Below are 6,388 nucleotides of genomic sequence, written 5' to 3'. Positions count from 1 at the left end.
GGCAATGGTTGAGGTGGCGTTATAGGCCATTTTATAGGTTTCAGCGCCCGATCCAGGATACAAAACCACATGTCCATCGGCATCTAAAACTTTTGCTCCGCGTTGTTTGGCTAAATAGGTATAATGTTCTTTAAAAAAGCTAAGTGAACTTTCAATCAATGGAAGATATTTTTCGATGTTATTGCCATTATACCTTTCTGTTTCCAATATCATCATACAGAACTCTAAAACAGTATCCCACTGGTATTCTAACCAGGCATTGTATTCCATGCCTTTGTTAAAATCGGCAGGACGTTTCCAGCCATATTCTGCTGGGTTTGGTAATCCAAAATTTTCCAATTGCTCTGTAAAACTGGCGCCATTATGTCCCCAGGCAGACTGTGTCCTGATTTCAGCATTTTTTAACAAATTCAGGTAGAAATCGAACTGAGGTTTCATCATTTCAAAATCGCCGCTTTTTAACATCGGCCAATAGACCAAACGTTGATTTTGAGCGGTGTGGGTACCTCCTCCCCAATTCCTGAAATCGGGTGTATATTTCAGCACCGTATCAGTAAGTTGTGGATCGAAGGTAAATAAACCGCCATTAAATTTCGTAGGGTATTTGCCAAAGGCATTGCAACCCAACATATACCTGAATAACTGATAATTTTTAGCCGATTGATTGGCTGATTCATCTTTCGAATCGATATAAATGAAACTCTTTTCAAAGTAATCATTCCACCATTTTATACTGGATTTATGCTTGTTATTGATTTTTAATGAAGTTAACTGTTTTTCCCAGTCAGAAATTGATTCAGTTTTAACTGTATGTAAAGCAATGGTAATGTGGCTTGAACGCGAAGGTTTTTTACTTTTCAACGTCCAGCCTTTAAAAGGTGTACTTAAATAGATACCTTCATCATTTCCTGCCTGAAACAGGTTATCTCCCTGCATCAATCCGCCGAAAATCATGTTTTTTAACGGATTGAACAATTCGGCTTTTCTATCATCAAGACCTTGCTGTTTTACTGTAATATCGAATACGGTCTCGGCTTTATTTTGATGGTAAAATTGAACGTTATTGTTTTTAAAAGCAATTTCATCTTTAAAGGTTTTTACAATGCCCTGAGGCGCCCATTTATACGAATTTTGGTTGTTCTCTTTGCCTTTTGTAATGCGGTCTTCAAAGCGCCAGCTTTCGTAACTGGCTTCTGTTGTGATGCTTTGGCTGGATTTAATGTCTAAATGGATAACGRGATTAAAAACATCTACCCAAACATTGATTTTCGTACTTAATTTACCATTTGAGCCTGAGATCTGCGCGTAACCATCTTTTAAGATCAGTTCTTGCTTAAATGTTTTCCCTTGAAAAGGGTTTGGGGATAATTTGAGTTTTACACGACCAAGTTTAAGCAAGGTATTATTCTCGTCGAAGGTGCCGCTTTTGGATAGATAGAGGTAAACATTACCATTTTCTACCCATAGGTTAAGGCCGATATCGCCACCACCTACAGGCATGGAGGCTGAGGAATTAAGGCTTTGGGTATTCCAAACCAAGTTAGGTGGGCTTTTTTCCTGTGAAAAAGCACTTGAAGTGAGGAAGCACAAAGACAGGGAGCACACCAAGAAAAGGTTGAGTTTTTTTGACCATATAAGGCCTATAACAACATATAAGTTTCTAAATGAAGTGCTTAGTGTGCTTTGTGCCTTTGTGGTTAGTGTTTTTTGGCCTGTGGTATTGAACCACCTAAGCCAGCTGAGAACACCTGAGGCATGGTTCAAAGACTTTGACCATATAAGACATATCAGAACATTTAAGTTCCTAAATAAAATACTTTGTGTCTTCGTGGTAAAATTCATTTTATAATTATTAATTCTCCCAATCATCGGTACGGAATGAAGAAACGGGTAAGCCATCGTTCCCAAATAAATCGCCGGTTACAAAATCTTTAAAGGCATAGCGAACAGCCACGGGTACTTTAACCTGCGCTGCTGAAACAGTGATGCTACTTCCGGTTATGGTTGCTTTTGCAGGGTAAAATATATGGTCTGCCCCCGCTACTTCAAATAAGGCCAAATCTTTGCCAAATGAAGTTAAGCCATTTGTTACATTTTGAAACTTGATCACGGCTTTATTTTTATCAATGTTCAAAGATTCATAGTTCGGGCTTARTGCACCAAAACCTTTTATACCATAAGTTTGAGATAAGGCCAGGTAAGCCAAACGGGTTCCGCCCTGTTTTTTGTTTGCGGGATGGATTGATTTTTCCTCGCCGATATCCATTAAAACTGCCATCCCCGAATTTTGAATTTTAGTTAGGGATTTACGTTGTGCATCCCGTAAAAAGGCCGAGTTAAATTTTCCACCAACATGGTAAGGCGGCAATTGGGCATAGTTGTAGGGCGCGATTTGCGCATAATAGAAGGGAAAATCGCCATTATCCCAATTTTTTCTCCAGGAAGAAACCATCGCAGGGAACAAATCTTCGTAGCGGTCTGGACGTTCATAATTCGATTCGCCCTGATACCAAATGGCACCTTTTATGCCATAACCGATTACAGGATAAAGCATGCCATTGTATAAGGTTGTGGGCGTTCTGCTTACTTCTTTTATACTGTCGGTTTTTGAGGGGATTTTAACCTCAGGGAATGCTTTTAAATCCTCAGGCGACATCCAGGCCTCAATTGTAGAACCACCATAACTATCGTTGATGATCCCGATAGGAACATTTAACATCTCGCTTAATAAGGAACCAAAGTAATAAGCGGTTGCGCTAAAATTGGCAACGGTTTCTGGGGCAGCTAATTTCCATTGCGAAGCTTTGCTGTTTTCTTGTCGTTCGGTGATGGAAGAACGCGGAACAGTATAAAGCCTGATGTTTTTATTGGTAGATTTTAGAATGGCCTCATTTGAACCAATTATCGGCTGACTTTTAAAACCTTTCATGGGCATTTCCATGTTTGATTGGCCACCACAGAACCAAACTTCACCAATTAAAATATCCGTCAGGACAAGTTTTTCACCATCATTTAATTCAATATTATATGGGCCTCCGGCCGATGGAGTAGCAATTTTTATTTTCCATTTACCGGCCTGATCAGTAATAACAGTGTAGTGCTGTTTGTTCCAGGAGGTATTGATTTTCACCTTGGTAGCAGCTTTGGCCCAGCCCCATATGGCAACATTGCTTTGTTGTTGTAACACCATATGATCAGTAAAAATCGACGCAGGCTTTACCATGGCTGATGCGATGAGGCAACATGCGAAGTTTAGGAATATGAAGAGTTTTAGTTTCATTTTTGTTTTTTATTTTTTTAGTCGGTCGTCACCCTGAATTTATTTCAGGGTCTTAATTGTGATGCTGCTTAGCATTAAAGATGCTGAAACAAGTTCAGCATGACGCGCCCTATTACATCATCTACTCACCGGCAGCCACACCGACATTTCTGAATGCCCTCTGTTTCCCCAGGCAAAGTATGGCACCAGTTTAATTTCTGTTATTGTATTTTTATCTTCAATCGGCCTGTACAACACATTTTTCCAGTCGTTTGTCGCTACCATTTTTGCATTTCCTACTAAACTCATCATTGCAGCTCCATCTATATTAATGGGTTTGACCTCAAATTTGGTTGAAGCTGGGATGAAAGCATTAAAAATACTTTTACCAGGTAAATCTGTCGATTCGAGGCAGTAAACAATTGGTCCGCGTTTTACCGCTACCTGATTCCTGTTTTCTTCGACCAAAGGATTGGCTTCAATCAAAGTGGCATCCATAGGGAGATTTAATTCTATTACATCACCTTTTTTCCAAACGCGGCTTATTTCTGCATAAGTCCCGGAAACGGCTTTAAGATTTTCAGTTTTTCCATTGATTGTGATCTGTGCATCATGTGTCCACGACGGGATTCTCAAAAATAACGAATAAGCTTTATTCCCTATTTCTTTAATGCTGATTTTGATCTTCCCATCCCAGGGATAATTGGTTTCTTGCGACAAAGAAATTTTCTGACCATTGGTTAATGTAGTATTTAAGTTATTGCCACCATATAAATTGAACCACAATCCTTTATCTGAAGTACTGTAGGCATAATCACTAACTTCTGCGATCGTTCTGACTATGTTTGGTGGGCAGCAATTGGATAACGCGATATAAGGCACCCTATCTTTCGACCAGCGTTGTTTAAAAGGTAAATCGTCTGATTGCGCCAAAGGATTGGTGTATAAGAAGTTTTTTCCATCCAAACTGATTCCAGATAAAACGCTGTTGTGCAAAGCGAGTTCCATTACATCAGCATATTTGGCATCGCCTGTAATCTGCAACATGCGCCAGTTCCAGAGTACGTTACCAATGTTGGCGCAGGTTTCGTTATGTGCGGTAAAATTTGGCAATTGAAAATCACGACCGAAAGCCTGGTGAATTTTCTGCACATCGGCCGGATTATAGGATGTGCCATCGGGCGAAGTCCCATCGTAAAGCGAGCCACAGCCACCCGTGATGTACATTTTGTGCTGATTGACATCATCCCACATTAAATTCAATGTTTTTAAAAGAGAATCTTTACCCGTTTCGGCATATAAATCTGCTACACCCGCATAAAGGTAGTTGGCACGTACGGCATGGCCCATGGCTTTGGTTTGTTGTAGAAAAGGGATCCGATCCTGGTTATCATCGGTACCATCATTAATTTTACCTTTTATGGCAATTAAATGCTGGGCCAGTTCTAAATACCGGGGATCTTTCGTGGTGCGGTACATTTCTATCACGCCCATGTAATGCGATGGACAAATGGCGTTTCGTACCAATGTCGGTGAAGCAGATTTATAGAAATTATACAGATAATCTGTCGCTTTTTTAGCAATGTTGAGCAAAGTAGTTTTTCCGGTTGCACGATAATGGATGCAGCCAGCTGTCATTAAATGGCCTATATTGTACGATTCGAAGCTCAACCTATCCTGAAACTGGTTTTTAGACCCTGTTTTGCGCTGCTCAATCATTGCTTTGGTATAGATGTAACCATCGTCGCGTTGTGATTTACCGATTACCACAATGGCTTTATCCATCATTTCGTTCAGTTTTGGGTTTTTGGTTGAAGTGTATAAAACAGCTACAGCCTCCAAGGTTTTGTAATAATCGCCATCATGGAAAGATGGACCAGCATGTGAGCCGGTATCTAAACCTGCTGCAATTTTGAAATTTTCAAAAGCGTGACTGATCTTTGGATCGTTATAAATGGCCCACATATTGGGTACCATGGTTTCGGTGGCTACTTTAAACCGATCGGCCCAAAATCCTTTTGTCCAGGTTACATCAGTCATATTGATGCTGTGCAATTTCGCGTAAGGCGAATTTGACGTATTTACCAAAGCTTTGTCTTGTGCTTTAGCGCTTAACGTTAGAAAAAGCGTTACGCAAATAATTACCTGAAGTCGTAGAGTCTGCAGGGCAAAATTTTTGGTTATATGGAGTAGCTTTTTCATTATTTTTTAGTTTTTAAACTGCAAATGCTTCTTGTTTTGGTGTTATTAATCTAATTTATTGCCAAAAGTCCTTAGATTCTGAAGCGTAGGTAATGGCCTGATCATTATTTTCTTTGTATTTTTCTTTAAGATTTTTTCGGAACCCAATAATGTTGTAGTTTCCGTTCTCACTCCTGTTAAAAGATTAAATACAGTCTCGGTTGTCGAATTTTTCCCATCATAAACGACACTAGAGACTTTAATCAACTGAAAAACTCCATTTTTGTAGATGAATTTATACTCAAAGCGAACATCATTTTTTTCAGTGTTCATTAATAAAAATCCGTCTTCAATAAAAAAAAAAAGGGATTTGATTTTTAGTATGTACACCGTTTACATATTGGGGTTCAATTACATCAGTTGAAGAGAAAACCATTTTAAATTTCTTATTTGGCTGTAATAAAAATATTTGTAACCTTAATGGGACCGCTGTATCAATCGTATCCATCATAATTATGGTTTTGTCCGTTAAACCATCTTTATTTAAATCGCCCTTTTCTAATCTGATCTGGACATTAAAATTATCCTTTACTTTCTTTTGTTGAGCGTAAACCACAGTTTGGGTAAATGCCAGAATTAATACAATTATTTTTTTCATATATTTTGAAATATTAAATCCCATTTACTCTTCCACTTGTATCACTACCGGCCCTAATAATCCCGCAGGATTTAAAGCTTTACCTTCCAATCGGAAAGGTGCAGTTGTTTTGGTAATTCTTTTATTTTCTGGCAATTTGCTATCGCCTATTAAACGGTTAGCCCAGGTATTTGTCACTTCGATGGTAATTTGGTTCTCGCCTTTTTTAATGGCTTTACTAATTTCTAAACGGTGCGGAGCAGTCCACAAAGTGCCGCAGTTTATTCCATTGATTTTTACTTCGGCAATAC

Annotated in this window: 6 protein-coding genes; all 6 read right to left on the bottom strand. The window is 39.0% G+C overall.

The features are described from left to right. Positions 1-1,605: DUF5703 domain-containing protein (locus AC1DND_RS15500; RefSeq protein WP_477582908.1), on the bottom strand; the 1,605-nt coding region annotated here is incomplete at its 3' end. A 247-nt stretch (positions 1,606-1,852) separates the two neighbouring features. Further along, positions 1,853-3,280 carry a sialate O-acetylesterase gene (locus tag AC1DND_RS15495; RefSeq protein ID WP_477582906.1) on the bottom strand — a complete coding sequence of 476 codons (1,428 nt, stop codon included), beginning with the start codon at positions 3,278-3,280 and terminating at the stop codon, positions 1,853-1,855. Positions 3,281-3,397: 117 nt separating this feature from the next. Then, positions 3,398-5,461: an aceric acid hydrolase gene (locus AC1DND_RS15490; RefSeq protein WP_477582905.1), complete on the bottom strand. Its 2,064-nt coding sequence runs from the start codon at positions 5,459-5,461 to the stop codon at positions 3,398-3,400. Positions 5,462-5,506: 45 nt separating this feature from the next. Beyond that, positions 5,507-5,773, bottom strand: a complete 267-nt coding sequence (locus AC1DND_RS15485; RefSeq protein ID WP_477582903.1) for a hypothetical protein — start codon at positions 5,771-5,773, stop codon at positions 5,507-5,509. A gap of 16 nt (positions 5,774-5,789) precedes the next feature. After that, positions 5,790-6,098, bottom strand: a complete 309-nt coding sequence (locus tag AC1DND_RS15480; RefSeq protein ID WP_477582901.1) for a hypothetical protein — start codon at positions 6,096-6,098, stop codon at positions 5,790-5,792. 24 nt (positions 6,099-6,122) lie between these two features. After that, a partial coding sequence (locus tag AC1DND_RS15475; protein ID WP_477582899.1) for a glycosylhydrolase-like jelly roll fold domain-containing protein occupies positions 6,123-6,388 on the bottom strand: 266 nt, incomplete at its 5' end.

The sequence above is a fragment of the Pedobacter sp. 01N416 genome, from assembly GCF_056399685.1.
The sequence above is the reverse complement of the archived record's forward strand: the minus strand, read 5'-3'. Positions and strand labels throughout refer to the sequence as shown.